Below are 17,698 nucleotides of genomic sequence, written 5' to 3' on the forward strand. Positions count from 1 at the left end.
GACTGGTCGAGCAACTCATAGCCCACGGAGGGCCGCGCCCTCCCTCGGGTGGGCGGTCGGAACGCCAATGGTCAGCGATTTATCTCAAAGCGCCAGACGACGGCGGAACGGCGCGCGACACTGCCTCCGCGCCCTCCCATGCGGGAGGGAGGGCGCGGCCCGGCGGCACTGCGTGCCTTGATTCCGGGCCTGACAAACCCCTCGGTTTCACTCAACCTGGTCCTTGGGGCGGCTCGGCACCCACGCATATCCGTTTTCACACAGGATATAGGCCTCGCGCAGCCCGTGTGGCTTGTCAGCGGCGGCCTGTAAAACCATCGCACCGGCCTCCTCGGCGCGCGCGGCGGCGGCATCCGGATCGGTATCATACAGCCGGATTTCCACCCCCGCCCCGCGCGGTGGGCTTTCCGGCAGCAAACCCAGCAACGGATTGGAATGATAGGTGCCATCGCTATGCAGCTGAAACACCTGATCCCCATAGGTGACAATGGCAAAATCCGCCGTCACCTGATGGCTCTCCATCCCAAAAACAGTCTCTAAAAAGGCACATTCCGCCTTCACATCCCGCACCAGCAGGTTCAACCCGATCCCGCGCAGGGACCGGCCGAACCCGTCCGCATCTATCGTCTCATAATCCATGCGCCCACCCTGACCCGGGCACGCAAGGGCACGCAAGCCCTTATGACCAAGCAGATTTCATGACGGTTTCACGATACCGCCTCGGCGGGGGTTGCACCTGCCGCAGCATTCGGGAAAGTTGAGCCATGGAACACGCACCCTTCCCCAGTTGGCCCGATGTCGCCCCCCGTCTGATCGCCGTTGCCGCCGGCCGCGCGCCCGCAGACATGGTGATCCGTGACGGCATCTGGATCAACGTCCACAGCCGCGAGGCGCTGCCCAATCATTCCATCGCCATCACCGCAGGCCGCATTGCCTTTGTCGGCCCCGACGCCTCGCATTGCATCGGGCCGGACACGCAGATCGTCGAGGCAAATGGCCGCTACATGATCCCCGGCCTGTGCGACGCGCATATGCACATCGAATCCGGCATGCTGACCCCCGCCGAATTCGCCCGCGCGGTGATCCCGCACGGCACCACCTCGATGTTCACCGACCCGCATGAGATCGCCAATGTGCTGGGGCTGAACGGCGTGCGGATGATGCATGACGAGGCGCTGATGCAGCCGGTGAATATCTTCACCCAAATGCCCTCCTGCGCGCCCTCGGCGCCGGGACTTGAGACCACCGGGTACGAAATCACGGCCGAAGATGTGGCCGAGGCGATGACCTGGCCCGGCATCATCGGACTGGGCGAGATGATGAACTTCCCGGGCGTGTCCAATGCCGACCCCAAGATGCTGGCCGAGATTGCCGCCACTCAGCGGGCAGGCAAGACGGTCGGTGGGCACTATGCCTCGCCCGATCTGGGGCCCGACTTCGCAGCCTATGTCGCCGGTGGTCCGGCAGACGATCACGAGGGCACCTGCGAGGCCGACTCCATCGCGCGTGTGCGTCAGGGGATGCGGTCGATGATGCGGCTGGGCTCGGCCTGGTATGACGTGGAAAGCCAGATCACGGCGGTGACCGAAAAGGGCCTCGACCCGCGTAGCTTCATCCTGTGCACCGATGACTGCCACTCGGGCACTCTGGTCAATGACGGCCACATGAACCGCGTCGTCCGCCATGCAATTGGCTGCGGCTGCGATCCGCTGGTTGCGCTGCAGATGGCCACGATCAACACCGCCACCCATTTCGGGCTGGAGCGCGAGATCGGCTCGATCACCCCCGGGCGCCGGGCGGATGTGATCCTCAGTTCCGACCTGACCGAACTGCCCATCGAACTGGTGATCGCGCGTGGCCGGATCGTGGCCGAAAACGGCTCTATTACGGTGGATTGTCCACATTACGACTGGCCGGATACCGCCCGCAACACGGTGCATCTGGGGCACGCGCTGACGGAAGAGGACTTCGAGATCAAGGCCCCCGAGGGCGCCAACCGGGTGCGTGCAAACGTCATCGGCGTGGTGGAAAATCAGGCCCCGACCAAGGCGCTCAAGGCCGAGTTGCCGGTGGCAAACGGTCTGGTCGAAGGCGAGAGAGATACCTGCCAGATCGCGCTGGTCGAACGCCACCGTGCCACCGGCGGCGTCACCAACGCCTTTGTCTCGGGCTTTGGCTATCATGGCCGGATGGCCATGGCCTCGACCGTTGCCCATGACAGCCACCACATGATCGTGGTGGGCACCGACCGCGCGCAGATGGCGCTGGCCGCCAACCGGCTGGCCGAGGTTGGCGGCGGCATCACCATCTTCCGCGACGGCGAAGAACTGGCGCTGGTGGAACTGCCCATTGCCGGGCTGATGTCCGACAGCCCGGCCACCGAGGTTGCCGCCAAGGCGCAGGCCTTGGTCGAGGCGATGCAGGCCTGCGGCTGCCAGCTGAACAACGCCTACATGCAGCACTCGCTGCTGGCGCTGGTGGTGATCCCCGAGCTGCGGATCTCGGACCTGGGCCTTGTGGACGTCCGCACTTTTCAAAAGATCGACCTTCTGGAACCGCTTGCATGACAACGATAAAAACACCGAACGCACCCGAACCGGAACGATTCACCGACGCCGACGCTGCCGTCGCGCGGCTGGAGGAGCTATACAAACAGGCCACCGATTTCCTGTGCCAGAAGTTCTCGGAAACCATGGCAAACGGGACGCCCAAAGGCCGGTACCGCGCCTTCTACCCTGAAATTCGCATCGCAACGTCATCCTATGCGCAGGTCGACAGCCGGTTGAGCTATGGGCACGTGTCGAACCCCGGCTCTCACGCCACCACCGTGACCCGGCCCGACCTGTTCCGCGCCTACCTGACCCAGCAGATCGCCCTGCTGATCCGCAACCACGGCCAGCCGGTCACGATCGGCCCTTCGACAACGCCGATCCCGGTGCATTTCGCCGTGGCCAACAACCCGGATCTGGTGGTGCCGCAGGAAGGCGCCGCCGGTTTCACCTTGCGCGACGCGTTCGATGTGCCCGACCTTTCGACCACCAACGACGACATCGTCAACGGCACCAACAGCGAAGAGGACGATACCGGCCCGCTGTCGCTGTTCACCGCCCAGCGCGTCGATTACTCGCTGGCCCGGCTGGCACATTACACCGCCACGGCGGCCGAGCATTTCCAGAACCACGTGCTGTTCACCAACTACCAGTTCTACGTATCCGAGTTCGAGGCTTATGCCCGCGCCCAACTGGCCGATCCGGACAGCGGCTACACTAGCTTCGTTTCCACCGGAAATGTCGAGATCACCAATGCCGAGACCGAGATCGAGGCACCGCTGAAGCTGCCACAGATGCCCACCTATCATCTGAAACGCGAGGATGGTTCGGGCATCACGCTGGTCAATATCGGCGTCGGTCCGTCGAACGCAAAAACCGCCACCGACCACATTGCGGTGCTGCGCCCGCATGCCTGGCTGATGGTCGGCCACTGCGCCGGGCTGCGCAACACGCAGGCGCTGGGGGATTTCGTGCTCGCCCACGCCTATCTGCGCGAGGATCACGTTCTGGATGACGACCTGCCGGTCTGGGTGCCGATCCCGGCACTGGCCGAGATCCAGATCGCGCTGGAGCAGGCGGTGGCCGAGATCACCGAGCTCAGCGGCTACGACCTCAAGCGCATCATGCGCACCGGCACCGTCGCCACCATCGACAACCGCAACTGGGAACTGCGCGACCAGTCCGGTCCGGTGCAGCGCCTCAGCCAGTCCCGCGCCATCGCGCTGGACATGGAAAGCGCCACCATCGCCGCCAACGGCTATCGGTTCCGGGTCCCCTACGGCACACTCCTCTGCGTCTCGGACAAGCCATTGCATGGCGAATTGAAGCTTCCCGGCATGGCCTCGGCGTTCTATACAACCCAGGTCAGCCGCCACCTGAGGATCGGAATCCGGGCCATGGAGGCGCTGCGCGGAATGCCACTGGAGCGGCTCCACAGCCGGAAATTGCGCTCATTTGACGAGACGGCCTTCCTCTGAGCGCAAAAAATCCTCGATTTCCCCCTATTTTTGGGCTTTTCATCGCTACTATTCGTTGTGTTACTACACAATATACCGTTAGAGTTACGCGGTGAGGCCCTATGGATCGGGCACAGTAAGGAGACCAAGAAATGGCAAAGCCTATGACCAAAACTCAGCTCGTCGCAGCACTGGCCGAGGAAATGGGAACCGACAAGAAATCCGCCAACGCCGCGCTTGAGGCGATCACCGGCCTGATCACCCGCGAAGTGTCCGCGGGCGGCGCCGTGACCCTGCCGGGTGTTGGCAAGATCTACTGCCGCGAGCGCCCCGAGCGCATGGTGCGCAACCCCGCCACCGGCGAGCAGTTCAAGAAAGAGGCCGACAAGGTGGTCAAGATGACCATCGCCAAGGCGCTCAAGGACAGCGTGAACGGCTGATCGGATCATTCGGATCGAACACCAAGGGGTCGCCATGGGGCGGCCCTTTTTCGTTTTTCCACTCTGAGAAGAGGACCCCCTGCACAACAGAGGGCCACGTCCTCCCTGGGGTGGGCGCGCACCACGCATGTGGTCAGCGGTTTATTTAAAAAGCCCCGGACGACGGCTGAACGTTGCAGAACATCGCCAATGCGTCCTCCCAATGGGGAGGGAGGGCGCGGCCCGGCGGCACCGCGTGCCTTTGTTCCGGGCCAGAGACTCATTAGGCAAGGGTCGGAAGAAGAACTCAAACTACTCAAAGCACTTACTGCCGACAATCATGTCTTGCACAGCCTACTAAAATCCGAAACTGTCGCGCCGACCTGAGACGAGAGGAACATCATGGACATCCGCGCCATCGCCATGGGGCTGGCCTTTGCCTTCATGTGGTCCTCCGCCTTCACCTCTGCCCGCATCATCGTGACCGACGCCTCACCGCTCTTCTCCCTCGCCCTGCGCTTTCTCATCTCCGGCCTGCTGGGCGTGACCATCGCCCGCGCCATGGGCCAAAGCTGGCACCTGACCCGCCCGCAATGGTACGCCACCATCCTGTTCGGCATCTGCCAGAACGCGCTCTATCTGGGCCTCAACTTCTACGCCATGCAAACGGTCGAGGCCTCCGTCGCCGCCATCATCGCCTCAACCATGCCGCTGCTCGTCGCATTGGCGGGCTGGGCCCTGTTCGGCGAACGCCTGCGCCCGCTCGGCATCGTCGGCCTGCTCGCTGGATTCGCCGGGGTCGCCATGATCATGAGCGCCCGCATCAGCGCCGGGATCGACATGTTCGGCGTGCTTCTGTGCTGCGTCGGCGCGCTGGCACTGGCCACGGCAACGCTGGCCCTGCGCGGTGCCACCTCGGGCGGGAACTTCATGATGGTGGTCGGGCTGCAGATGCTGGTGGGCTCGGGCGTCCTCTTCCTCGCCGCGCCGATCTTCGAGACCATCCGCATCAACCCGACGCTGCCGCTGGCACTGGCCTTTGCCTATACCACCCTCATTCCCGGCCTGACCGCCACCTTCGTCTGGTTCCTGCTGCTCAATCACATCGGCGCGATCCGGGCGGCCACCTTCCATTTCCTCAACCCGGTCTTCGGCGTCGCCATCGCTGCTCTGCTGCTGGGCGAGGCCCTCGGCCCCCTCGACGCGCTCGGCGTCGCGATCACTACCCTCGGCATCCTGGCCGTGCAACTCTCGCGCCAGCCGCTGCCGAAACCCGCCTGACCGCTTCTTCTTGCCCCAAATACGCAAATCCCGCCGCCACAACCGCGCGAGGCGGTTGAAACAATCCTTTGCATCGGTCACAGGAATGCCATCTACTGCCTCAGCCGAACAGTAAGGAGGAGCCATGACCCGCTATTTCAAAGACCCCGAGGCCATCGCCGCCCTCTCCCCCGAAGAGTTCCGCGTCACCCAACGCGATGGCACCGAGCGCCCCGGCACCGGTAAGCTGCTGAACAACAAGGAACCGGGCATCTACGTCGACATCGTCTCGGGCGAGCCGCTCTTTGCCTCATCCGACAAATACGAATCCGGCTGCGGCTGGCCCAGTTTTACCAAGCCCATCAAACCCGCCCATGTGACCGAGCTTGAAGACCGCTCGCTGGGAATGATCCGCACCGAGGTCCGCTCGGCCCACGGCGACAGCCACCTGGGCCACGTCTTTCCCGACGGCCCGCGCGACCGCGGCGGGCTGCGCTATTGCATCAACTCCGCCTCGCTCCGCTTCGTCCATCGCGAGGACATGGAGGCCGAAGGCTACGCAGACTACCTGAACCAAGTGGAGGATATCGCATGACCGAACATCGCGCCGTACTGGCCGGGGGCTGCTTCTGGGGCATGCAGGACCTGATCCGCAAACTGCCCGGCGTCAGCCGCACCCGCGTGGGATACACCGGCGGCGACGTGCCCAACGCCACCTACCGCAACCACGGCACCCACGCCGAAGGGATCGAGATCTGGTTCGATCCCGCGCAGATCTCCTATCGCGAGTTGCTGGAGTTCTTCTTTCAGATCCATGATCCCACCACCGTGAACCGCCAAGGCAACGACATCGGGATGAGCTACCGCTCGGCCATCTACTATGTCGACGAAGATCAGAAGGCGACCGCGCTCGACACCATCGCCGATGTGGACGCCTCAGGCATCTGGCCCGGGAAAGTGGTGACCGAAGTGGAACAGGTTGGCGATTTCTGGGAGGCCGAGCCGGAGCATCAGGACTATCTGCTCCGCCACCCCAACGGCTACACCTGCCACTTCCCGCGCCCCGGCTGGGTTCTACCCAGACGCACCGACGCCGCAGAATAAGACCCAACCCCAGCCACACGCAAAATCCCCTCTCCCCTCGGGGGAGAGGGTCAGGGTGAGGGGGACATCTGCCCTACCCCAACGCCACCCGAGGCCGCCCGCTCGCCTCAACGGTCAGCATCCCCTCGACAAACACATCACGCCCCTCAACGCGCACGGTGCGGATATCCCGCTCGACCAGAACCCGAATATCTTCGGCCCCGGCGTCCTTGGCCGCACCCTCGGCCTCGCCCCGCAATACGCTTTCCAGCAACGCCAGTGCCTCATCCGACCCGTCGAAATCCTGCGGCCCATCCTCAAGATGCACCCGATACCGCCCTTCCGAGGGCGACGTTACCGTCCCGGCCCGTCGGAACGTCACCCGGCCCACCACCGCGCCGATGGCATTGGCAACCCCTGCATGCTCGGGCAGGACCATCTCGCACCGCAGCCGCTCCCCAACCGCCGGATAATAGCTCGGCGCCGAGGCACCAAGGCCCACCACATCCACATTCAGCGCCGTATCCAGCGCCAGCAGCCCCCTGTGCCGCGCCAACCCGCGCTGGGTCAACACATGCCGTGCCAGTTGCTCCGACGGCAGGCCAAACTCTTCGGCTTCCTCCGCAAAAGCAGTCTCTAACAAAGTCAAAGCGGTCTGTTCCGTCAGCTGATCGAAGATTATCTTCGCCAGCGCCTCAGGCCCCGCAGCCAGCCGATCACCGCTGCCGGTCCGCTTGCGGGCGAACAGTTCCAGCCCCTTGCGCGCGGCCTCGGCATCCCATGCATCAAGCCGCCCCAACACGTGGCTCGCATCCGATGGCGTCACGCCCGAGACCTGCACGATCCCACGATCCACCAGCCGCGTCAGCGCCCCATGCTCCATCCGGGTTCGCAGCAACGTGCCCAGCGGCAGCACCTGATCGCCCAGCCGCTCCAACAACGTGGCCTCGCGCGCGCCGATCCCATCCACCGGCATCCCGGGAACCGCACGGGCAAAGCGCGCATCATGCTCGCCCACCGTGGTTGCGCGTAGCTGCTCATCCAGCGCCGCGTGCACCACGCCTCTGGCCTCAGCCGCCATCAGCGACACCGGCAACACCCGGCGCGGACCGAGGAACACGCCTCCGCCCAACCCCTCGGTCACCGCATGAACCTGACTGTCCCCGCCCAGCCCGTGGGTGCGCATCGCCACCGCCTCGACCATGGTGCGGAACCCACCCACGCGTGCACCCGCCGGGTCAATCGCAGGTTTGCCGCCCCGGATCAGAGCCACATCCGTGGTCGTCCCGCCGATATCCGAAACTAGCGCCTCCTCGACCCCGGTCAGCCAGCGCGCACCCACGATCGAGGCCGCCGGCCCGCTCAGGATTGTCTCAATCGGCCGTTCCCGCGCCTGTTCGGCACTCATCAACGCCCCATCACCGCGCACCACCATCATCGGGGCAGTGATGCCCAATTCGCGCAGCGTGTCCTGCGCCCGCCCGATCAGCCGGTCGATCATCCCGATCAACCGCGCGTTCAGCACCGCCGTCACCGCCCGCTTCGGCCCGTTCAGCTTGGCAGACAACTGGTGCGAACAGGTCACCGGCGCCCCGGTCCGCTCGGCGATGATCCGCGCCGCCTCGATCTCATGCGCCGGATTGCGGGTGGCAAACTGTGCCGCCACGGCAAACCCGGAAACGCCGGGATTCGTGTGTAGAAACGCCTCCAGCGCTGCTACATCCAGCGGCGCCACCTCGCCACCCGCATAGCTGTGCCCACCCGCCAGAACCAGTGCCGGATCGCCCTTGAGCGCATCCTTCAGCCCGTGCTTTTCCAGATCACTCTCGCGGAAACCGATATAGATCAGCGCCACCCGGCCGCCCTGCCCCTCGACAAGCGCATTGGTGGCAAGCGTTGTCGACAACGAGGCCAGCGACACCTCCTCTGCAGCCACCCCTGCCTCGTCCAGAACGGCGCGGATCGCCCTGCCGACCCCAATCGCCAGATCGGCGCGGGTGGTCAGGGACTTGGCCGAGGCAATCACCTCCTTCTCATCCCGGATCAGCACCGCATCGGTATAGGTTCCGCCCGTATCCACTCCCAAAGCCAGCGCCATGGGAACCCTCCTTCTGTTCGCCTGATGCTGAATAACGGCTGCACCCGGCACGTCCCGCCTGTTTGCGTCATTTACGCCAGTCGTTTCACCGCCCAGCGTGCCGCATCGGCCACCGCCGGGTCCGGATCGCCCACCAAAGCCTGCGCCGCCGGCAACAACCCAGGCTCGCCGGAATTGCCAATGGCATAGAGCACGTTACGCACAAAGCGGTCGCGGCCGATCCGCTTGATCGGAGAGCCGGAAAACAGCGTCCGGAACGCCGCATCGTCCAGCTCCGCCAGTTCGGCCAGCTTCGGCGCTTTCAACTCCTCACGCGCCGCATAGCGCATGTCGCTGGCGGCCACTGCAAACTTGTTCCATGGACAGGCGGCCAGACAATCGTCGCAGCCATAGATCCGGTTGCCCAGCTTGCCGCGCAATTCTTCCTCTACCGGACCTTTGTGCTCGATGGTCAGATAAGAAATGCAGCGCCGCGCATCCAGTTGATAAGGCGCCGGAAACGCGTCCGTCGGACAGCTGTCCAGACACGCCCGGCAAGAGCCACACCGATCTATCTCAGCCGCATCAACTGGTAGTTCCAGAGTGGTAAAAACAGACCCTATGAAGGCCCAATTGCCCCAATCCCGGCTCAGCAGGTTGGTGTGCTTGCCCTGCCAACCCAGCCCCGCCGCCTGACCCAGCGCCTTTTCGGGTACCGGGGCGGTGTCGACAAACACCTTCACCTCACCGCCACCCTCGGCAATCAGCCAGCGCGCCAGCCGCTTGAGCCGCTTCTTGACCAGATCGTGGTAGTCCTTGTTCTGCGCATAAACCGAGATCGCACCCCGGTCCCGCTGCGGCAGCACCGCCCTCGGGTCATGCTCGGGCGTATAGCTCTCGGCCAGCATGATCACGGAGCGCGCCTCGGGCCACAGCGCCGCCGGATCGCCGCGCCAATGCATCCGCTCGGCCATCCAGCCCATCTGACCGTGATACCCGGCCTCGACAAAGGCCGCCAGCCGCTCGGGCACTTGCGGCACATCCCACGGGCGACAGACGCGGCAGGACACGAACCCCTCGGACCGGGCCCGTTCCACCAGCTTATCTTTCAGCGAAGACCCCATTCTTCTTCTGTTTCCAAATATCCTCGGGGGTGAATTGGGCCAGCGGCCCAAGAGGGGGCAGACAGCCCCCTGTACCCCGTTGATATCAGAAATCCAGATCGGCGTAATGGGCGGGCGGGCGAAACCCGGGGATCTGATCCGCCAGGATCGAGCGGAAGGCCGGGCGCGACTTGATCTTGGCGTACCAGTCCTTGACGGTCTGCGACCGGTTCCAGTCAACGTCCGAGATGTAATCCAGCGTCGACAGATGCGCAGCGGCGGCGAAATCGGCGAGCGTCATCTGATCCCCGGCCAGCCAGCGCCGATGATCCAGCAGCCAGGCCATGTAATCCAGATGATACTTGATCGCCTTGGCGCCCTCCTTGACGTTCTTGCTGTCGGGATAGCCCTGCCCGGTCACCTTCTTGTTGACCCGCTCATAGAGCAGTTTCGAGGTCACCTCGTGATGGAATTTGTCATCGAACCAGCCAACCAGCCGGCGCACCTCGAACCGCGCCTCGGGCTTGCTTGGCATCAGCGGCGGCTGGGGGCGGGTTTCCTCAATGTATTCGCAGATCGCAGCGCTCTCCGCCATGACCTGCCCGTCCAGCCGCAGCACCGGTACCTTTCCGGCCGGGTTGCGGCGCAGGAAATCGGCGTCGCCTTCCCAATATCGCTCTTCGACCAGCTCGACCTCGATCTTCTTTTCGGCCAGAGATAGCCGGACCTTGCGGCAGAACGGAGACAGGGGAACGTGAAACAGGCGCGCCATGGAATTCCAATTGAACCAGTGAATGCCCCACAGCAATAGCCTTGCCGGGTGGGAAAGTTCAATCCTCGAAACAGTCGTCGCGCCCGTCTGCGCGGATGGTGGCCGCCCCGTCCAGGATCGCCGTCGCCCGTCTGCGCGTGCGATCCGAGGGGTCCCTGACCGACCGTTTGCGCGGCGAGGGCAGGATCGCCGCAATCCGGGCCGCCTGCACCGGGCTCAGGTCTGCGGCGGCAACACCGAAGGATTGGCGCGCCACCGCCTCGACCCCGAACACCCCTTCGCCCGTCTCGGCAACGTTCAGATAGACCTCGATGATCCGGCGTTTGGACCAGACCAACTCAACCATCGGAGTGATCGTTGTCTCCAATGCCTTGCGGATCCAACTGCGGCCCTGCCAGAGGAACACGTTCTTGACCACCTGCTGCGAAATGGTCGAGGCACCGCGGCCCGAGCCGTCCTCAAGCGCCGCGCGGATCGCAGTCACGTCAAAACCCCAGTGCAGGCAGAAATTGGCATCCTCGGCGGCCACAACCGAGCGGGCCATGATCGGAGCGATCTCTTCAATCGGAACCCATTCCCGCTCGACCTTGCCGAGCCGGCGCCATTCCTGCCAGATCGTGTGGGTCACGGGCGGATTAACCACCGAATAGACCAGAATCAGAGCCAGAACCGCCGCGAGGCAACCAAGGACAACACGCGACACGATCCTGCCAATCCGGCAAAAAAATCCGGACTGCCGTGTTGTGCTCTTTTTCGCTTTTTTCCTGCCGCTTGTTTTGCGCGCTGCTTTCTTCGCCATGACCCAGCTATACGAGCCTGATCAGAGTTCGTGAATGCCTAAATTGCCATCAATCGCGCCTCATAGACCCTAAGTATGGGCCGCGCCGAGACATATTCGGTGTTTGTCACCGGCTCCAGTTCCTTGAACAGCGACAGCACTTCGGCTTGGGCCTCACGGTCGGATTGCGTAAGCGCATGCGCCGGATAATAGCTTTCGGTCTTGGCGCCGTTGGCAAAAATCACTTCGTGACGCGAGAACAGCAGATGGATGTACTCAACCTCACCACCCTCGACCTGGGTGACGCTTGTGCCATTGACCAGGGAATGCGCGGGCACCAGCACTTCGCCAAAGCCGAAGAAGTAATTGGCCCGCCAGTCATCGATCAACATGCGATGTTGCGACGAGACCAGTGTCGGCCGCGTCAGGCCAAGGACGCCAGCCTCAAACCGGATCGGAGCCAGCTTTCCCTCGGCTGGAACCTTGGTTTTGCCGATCCATAGAATTTGCTGACAGCCGTGATCAGCGGTCTCGACCCTATCGCCCGGAACCAGAGATTCGATCGGCCGCTCGCCATCCGGGGTAAGGATCATCGTGCCCGGCGTGAAACAAGGCGGGCCCAGATCCGTGGCGGTGTCCAAGGGACCTTGCGAGGTCACAAATGTGGTCGAGACCAGAGTGCCGCTTTGCAGCACCTGACCATCGGTCGGCGTAAACACCCGCGACCCGTCGGCAAGGTAAAAGGTCGTGCCGGTGTAAGTGACGTTGCCGACACCAGCCACATTGACGGTAACGGTATCCCCAGGCCAGGACCGCGTCACATCCTGGCCGTTGACAGTGTCATTGTTGAACCTGTCGACGTCACCATCGTCGTTCTGATCGACCAGATCGAGTTTCGAGACGGTCAACAGCGTTCCGACCGGCGGCGGGGCTGCCGGGTCCATCAAAAAGAACTGGTCCGTGAAAGTCGTCGGCATAAACCGTGCCTTTCCCATCTCAAACGGGCTGAATCGTTACAGTCACTGTCTCGGGGCACCCTTGTGCCCGCCCTCTCATCCGACGTTTTCTCAGCCGAAATGGCTGGAAATAAGGCGCCAAAATGACAAAACCCGCGCAGCAACACTGCACGGGTTCCGTCAATTTTCGGTTTATCGGCTTACTCGGCAGGCACTGCCGCTGTTTCCGCCTCCAAAGGATAGGGAAGCTTGTCCAGCATCTCTTTCGGGCAAACCTGCAGGAAATTCGCGCCCTCCACATCCCAGTGCTGCAGGATGTCGGCAGCCTTGCGGCTGCCGGTCTCGGACGCGTGGCGTTCGATCAGGCCCTTCAACTGCGACACCCAATGGTCGACCGTGACCGGGCAGGTCACCAGCGTTTCCATGTTCATCAGCAGTTGCGCCTTGCCTTCGGGATCGTAGAGATAAGCCATGCCCCCGGTCATGCCCGCACCAAAGTTGGCGCCGATCTCGCCCAGGATCACCGCGACCCCTCCGGTCATGTACTCACACCCGTTCGAGCCGCAGCCCTCGACCACCACCGTCGCACCCGAGTTCCGCACGGCAAAGCGCTCACCCGCACGGCCCGCGGCAAACAGGTGCCCGTCGGTCGCGCCATACAGCACGGTGTTGCCGATGATGGTGTTGGCGTCGGCCTGCAGCGGGCTGACCTGCGGCGGGCGCACCACGATTGTGCCGCCCGACAGGCCCTTGCCGACATAGTCATTGGCATCGCCCGACACTTCCAGCTTGAGCCCCGGAGCCGCAAAGGCGCCCAGCGACTGCCCGGCCGAGCCCTGCAGTTTCACGTGCAGGTGGTCGGACTGGAACGTGTTGCGCATCCCGAAATTCTTGACGATATGGCTCGACGTGCGGGTGCCAACCGTCCGGTGCGTGTTCTGGATCGCGTAAGATAGCTGCATCTTTTCGCCATCCTTCAGGAACCGGGCGGCATCGCGCACGATCTCGGCGTCCAGCGTATCGGGCACCGAATTGCGGTCCTTGTCGCGGTTGTAGACGATATTGGCCGAGCCATCGACGGTGATCAGCAAGGGGTTGAGGTCCAGATCGTCCAGATGCGCCGACCCCCGGCTGACCTGCGCCAGCAGATCCGCGCGACCGATGATCTCTTCCACCGAGCGGGCGCCAATGGACGCAAGGATTTCCCGGACTTCCTGCGCGTAGAAGGTGATCAGGTTCACCACCTTGTCCGCGTTGCCGGTGAACTTGGCGCGCAAGGATTCGTCCTGCGTACACACACCAACCGGGCAGGTGTTGGACTGGCATTGGCGTACCATGATACAGCCCATCGCGATCAACGCGGCGGTGCCAATACCGTATTCCTCGGCCCCCATCATCGCGGCCATGACAATGTCACGCCCGGTGCGCAACCCGCCGTCGGTCCGCAGCGTGACGCGATCCCGCAAGTTGTTCATCGCCAGAACCTGATGCGCCTCGGTCAGGCCCATCTCCCACGGCAGACCAGCGTATTTGATGCTGGTTGCAGGGGATGCACCCGTACCACCGTTGTGGCCCGAAATAAGGATAATATCCGCTTTCGCCTTGGCCACACCGGCTGCAATCGTGCCAACGCCCGAGGATGCCACCAGTTTAACCGTCACCTTGCAGCGCGGGTTGATCTGCTTGAGGTCATAAATCAGCTGCGCCAGATCCTCGATCGAGTAGATGTCGTGATGCGGCGGCGGTGAGATCAGGGTCACGCCCTTGGTCGAGTGCCGCAGACGGGCGATCAGGTCGGTGACCTTCATGCCCGGCAGCTGGCCGCCCTCACCAGGCTTGGCCCCCTGCGCCACCTTGATCTCCAGCTCTTCACACTGGTTCAGGTATTCGGCGGTCACGCCGAACCGGCCCGAGGCCACCTGCTTGATCTTGGCCGACGGGTTGTCACCATTGGGCTCCGGCACGAAATGCGCCGGGTCTTCGCCGCCCTCGCCCGAGTCGGACTTGGCACCGATCCGATTCATCGCCACGTTCAGCGTCTTGTGCGCCTCGGGGCTCAGCGCGCCCAAGCTCATGCCTGGCGTCACGAACCGCTTGCGGATCGACGTGATCGATTCCACCTCTTCCAGCGGGATCGGTTTGGCCAGCGGTTTGAAGTCCATCAGGTCGCGCAGATGGATCGGCGGGTTCGACTGCATCTTGGCCGAATACTGCTTCCACAACTCGTATGAGGCTCTGTTACAGGCCATTTGCATCATGTGCATCGAGGTGGCTTCCCACGCGTGGGTCTCACCCGACTTGCGCGCCTTGTAGAAACCGCCGATGGGCAGCACGTCCAGACCGCTTTCCCAGCCCTTGGCATGGATCGCCTCGGCCTTAACGCGGATACCATGCACACCGATACCCGAGATGCGGCTGGTCATACCGGGGAAGTACTCTGCCACCATGGCGCGGCTCAGGCCAACAGCCTCAAAATTCAGGCCGCCGCGATAGGATGAAACAACCGAGATGCCCATCTTGGCCATGATCTTGAGCAGACCCTGATCAATGGCCTCGCGATACCGCGCCACATTTTCGGACAGCGTGCCGTCCAGCAGGCCGCGCTCAATCCGGTCGGCCAGCGAATCCTCAGCCAGATAGGCGTTCACAACGGTCGCACCGCAGCCGATCAGCACCGCGAAGTAATGCGGGTCGATACATTCCGCGGACCGCACGTTGAGCGAGCAGAAGGTGCGCAGCCCCTTGCGGGTCAGATGGCTGTGCACGGCACTGGTGGCCAGGATCATCGGTATCGCGACCTTGCCCGGCCCCGAATACTGATCGGTCAGCACCAGATGCCCGGCGCCCGAGCGCACGGCCTCTTCGGCTTCGGCGCGGATCCGGGTCAGGGCTTCGACCAGCGCGCCCTCGCCGGGCTCAAACGTACAGTCGATCTCGGCCAGCGGCGCGTTGAAATTCTCGACCAGCAATTCCCACTGCGTGTTGCCGACAAAGGGGCTCTCCAGCACGATGATCTCGGTCTGGCTGCTGTCCTCGTCCAGCACGTTCTTGAGGTTGCCGAACCGCGTTTTCAGCGACATCACACGGTATTCGCGAAGCGAGTCGATCGGCGGGTTGGTCACCTGGCTGAAATTCTGGCGGAAGAAGTGGCTGAGCGGGCGGTATTGCTTGGACAGCACCGCCGACGGCGTGTCGTCACCCATCGAGGCCAGCGCCTCCTTCCCGTCCTCGGCCATCGGGGCCAGAATCTGCTCCAGCTCCTCGACCGAGTATCCGGCGGCAATCTGGCGCTTGCGCAGCTCTTCGCCCGTGAACAGCGGCTGTTCGGTCACACCGGCCAGCGTGGCGTCCAGGTCATTGATCTTGCCTACCCACTCGCCAAACGGCAGCGCGGCGGCCAGCTTGTTCTTGATCTGGGTGTCGCGGAACAGCTTGCCCTTTTTCATGTCCACGGCCAGCATCTGGCCCGGACCCAGCGCGCCCTTTTCGACCACGGTTGCCTCGTCAATCGGCACCATGCCCGCCTCGGAGCCCGCAATCACCAGCCCGTCGCCGGTCACCACGTAACGCATCGGGCGCAACCCGTTCCGGTCGAGACCGGCGCAGACCCAGCGGCCATCGGTCATGGCAAGCGCCGCAGGGCCATCCCAAGGCTCCATCACCGAGTTGCAGTAGGAATACATGTCGCGCCAGGCCTGCGGCAGTTCCACCGCCTGCTTGGACCAGCTTTCCGGCACCAGCATTGTCTTGGCCATCGGCGCCGACCGGCCCGCACGCACCAGCACCTCGAAAACCGAGTCTAATGCAGCCGAATCCGACGAGCCCCCGGCGATGATCGGCTTGATATCCTCGGCATAATCGCCAAAGCTTGCCGATGCCATGCGGATCTCATGGCTTTTCATCCAGTTCAGGTTGCCGCGCAGCGTATTGATCTCGCCGTTATGGGCCAGCATCCGGAACGGCTGCGCCAGCCACCATTGCGGGAAGGTGTTGGTGGAATAACGCTGGTGGTAGAGGGCAAAGGCGCTCTCGAACCGGTCATCCATCAGGTCGGGGTAGAACACCGCCACTTGCTCGGCCAGCATCATGCCCTTGTAGATGATCGAGCGGCAGCTGAGTGACGCGATATAGAGCCCTGTGACACCGGCAGCCAGGGCAGCCTTTTCGATCCGGCGGCGGATCACATACAACTCACGCTCAAAGGTATCTTCTTCCACGCCCTTGGAGTTCGAAATCAGGATCTGCTCGATTTCGGGCCGGGTGGCGTTGGCCTTTTCGCCCAGACAGGTGACATCCACCGGCACATGGCGCCAGCCATAGATGTAATACCCCATTCGCAGAACCTCGGTCTCGACAATGGTCCGGCAGGTTTCCTGCGAGCCGAAATCGGTCCGCGGCAGGAACACCTGGCCAACCGCGATCAACTCATTCATGCGCGGCTCGTGACCGGTACGGCGGATCTGGTCATAGAAGAAGGGCGCCGGGATCTGCACATGGATGCCCGCACCGTCGCCGGTCTTGCCATCGGCATCCACCGCACCGCGATGCCAGATCGCCTTGAGCGCGTCGATCCCGGCCTCGACCACCTTGCGGCTTTTCTTGCCGTCGATCGAAACGACAAGGCCCACACCGCAGGACGAATGCTCTTCTTCCTCGGAATAGAGACCGTTTTCGGCCATCCACTGGCGCTTGGCTTCTTCGGCCCGGACCCAATCGGCATCATATTTGGTCATTGAGTGTCTCCTTCTTCCGACGGGGCGTACATGGCCATGACCTCGGCTTCGGTCATCTGGCGGCGTTCACCTTCGAACGCGTAACCCTCGGGCTTCTTGTCGATGAAAAGTTCCAGTTTCAGGGCGTTGCCACCTGCATTTTCGAACAGGCCGGCCGCCATCTGTGTCTGCCCATGCATCTCGCCGGGCAGGGTAATCCTGTACCACAGTGCCGAGCCACACTCGCCGCAGAAGGCGCGCTCGGCCCAGTCGGACGAGGCGTAGGTCTTGACCGGCCCCAGCGCCGCATAACCGGGCTCGGACGGAAAGCTGACCAGCATCGAGCTGGTCCAGCGGCGGCACATGTCGCAATGGCAGGCCCCCAGCGTCGGTTTGGCGGGGGTCGCGGTGACCGTCACCGCGCCGCACATGCACTGGCCTTTCAGTTCGCTCATCGCTTCCATCCTCTGGCTTGGGTCATCTGGTGACCCGTTGGCGTCAGGCCCGGCCTTGCAACAGGCCGGGAGATTGG

Annotated in this window: 14 protein-coding genes; 6 read left to right on the forward strand and 8 right to left on the reverse strand. The window is 63.3% G+C overall.

Annotation, left to right across the window (positions count from 1 at the left end; all coding sequences use genetic code 11):
• Positions 1-207: 207 nt before the first annotated feature.
• On the reverse strand, positions 208-639 hold the full coding sequence (locus GOX53_RS15270) for a glyoxalase (RefSeq protein WP_171177799.1): 432 nt from the start codon (positions 637-639) through the stop codon (positions 208-210).
• A gap of 125 nt (positions 640-764) precedes the next feature.
• Here GOX53_RS15270 and ade point away from each other — a divergent pair, with 125 nt between their 5' ends.
• The 6 genes from ade to msrA all read left to right on the forward strand — a co-directional run bounded on the left by ade (position 765) and on the right by msrA (position 6,789).
• Complete coding sequence (ade, locus tag GOX53_RS15275) at positions 765-2,567, forward strand: adenine deaminase (RefSeq protein ID WP_171177800.1); 1,803 nt, start codon at positions 765-767, stop codon at positions 2,565-2,567.
• Complete coding sequence (locus GOX53_RS15280) at positions 2,564-4,027, forward strand: AMP nucleosidase (RefSeq protein WP_171177801.1); 1,464 nt, start codon at positions 2,564-2,566, stop codon at positions 4,025-4,027. Before ade ends, GOX53_RS15280 begins: the two co-directional genes overlap by 4 nt.
• A gap of 131 nt (positions 4,028-4,158) precedes the next feature.
• Positions 4,159-4,446, forward strand: a complete 288-nt coding sequence (locus GOX53_RS15285) for an HU family DNA-binding protein (RefSeq protein WP_171177802.1) — start codon at positions 4,159-4,161, stop codon at positions 4,444-4,446.
• A gap of 381 nt (positions 4,447-4,827) precedes the next feature.
• Positions 4,828-5,706, forward strand: coding sequence for a DMT family transporter (locus GOX53_RS15290; protein WP_171177803.1), 879 nt, complete (start codon positions 4,828-4,830; stop codon positions 5,704-5,706).
• A gap of 124 nt (positions 5,707-5,830) precedes the next feature.
• A complete protein-coding gene (gene msrB, locus GOX53_RS29545; RefSeq protein ID WP_217351791.1) occupies positions 5,831-6,280 on the forward strand; it encodes a peptide-methionine (R)-S-oxide reductase MsrB in 450 nt (149 codons plus the stop codon).
• Positions 6,277-6,789, forward strand: a complete 513-nt coding sequence (msrA, locus tag GOX53_RS29550) for a peptide-methionine (S)-S-oxide reductase MsrA (protein ID WP_217351792.1) — start codon at positions 6,277-6,279, stop codon at positions 6,787-6,789. The genes msrB and msrA overlap by 4 nt, the downstream gene beginning before the upstream one ends.
• 73 nt (positions 6,790-6,862) lie before the next feature.
• Here msrA and GOX53_RS15300 read toward each other — a convergent pair whose 3' ends face one another.
• From GOX53_RS15300 to GOX53_RS15330, 7 genes are all read right to left on the reverse strand, one after another.
• Positions 6,863-8,866, reverse strand: a complete 2,004-nt coding sequence (locus GOX53_RS15300) for a hydantoinase/oxoprolinase family protein (RefSeq protein WP_171177805.1) — start codon at positions 8,864-8,866, stop codon at positions 6,863-6,865.
• A 71-nt stretch (positions 8,867-8,937) separates the two neighbouring features.
• Positions 8,938-9,969, reverse strand: a complete 1,032-nt coding sequence (queG, locus tag GOX53_RS15305) for a tRNA epoxyqueuosine(34) reductase QueG (RefSeq protein ID WP_171177806.1) — start codon at positions 9,967-9,969, stop codon at positions 8,938-8,940.
• 85 nt (positions 9,970-10,054) lie between these two features.
• The gene (locus tag GOX53_RS15310) at positions 10,055-10,720 is read right to left on the reverse strand and encodes a glutathione S-transferase family protein (RefSeq protein WP_171177807.1); all 666 of its coding nucleotides are present in this window, start codon (positions 10,718-10,720) and stop codon (positions 10,055-10,057) included.
• A gap of 58 nt (positions 10,721-10,778) precedes the next feature.
• Entirely contained in the window at positions 10,779-11,519 is a 741-nt protein-coding gene (mtgA, locus tag GOX53_RS15315; protein ID WP_171177808.1) for a monofunctional biosynthetic peptidoglycan transglycosylase, read from the reverse strand.
• Positions 11,520-11,557: 38 nt separating this feature from the next.
• Positions 11,558-12,475, reverse strand: coding sequence for a Hint domain-containing protein (locus tag GOX53_RS15320; RefSeq protein WP_171177809.1), 918 nt, complete (start codon positions 12,473-12,475; stop codon positions 11,558-11,560).
• Between the two features lie 179 nt (positions 12,476-12,654).
• Positions 12,655-17,187, reverse strand: a complete 4,533-nt coding sequence (gltB, locus tag GOX53_RS15325) for a glutamate synthase large subunit (RefSeq protein WP_171177810.1) — start codon at positions 17,185-17,187, stop codon at positions 12,655-12,657.
• Positions 17,184-17,621: a GFA family protein gene (locus tag GOX53_RS15330; RefSeq protein WP_171177811.1), complete on the reverse strand. Its 438-nt coding sequence runs from the start codon at positions 17,619-17,621 to the stop codon at positions 17,184-17,186. The genes gltB and GOX53_RS15330 overlap by 4 nt, the downstream gene beginning before the upstream one ends.
• Positions 17,622-17,698 lie beyond the last annotated feature (77 nt).

The sequence above is a fragment of the Ruegeria sp. HKCCD8929 genome (assembly GCF_013031405.1).
Taxonomy (GTDB): Bacteria; Pseudomonadota; Alphaproteobacteria; order Rhodobacterales; family Rhodobacteraceae; genus Ruegeria.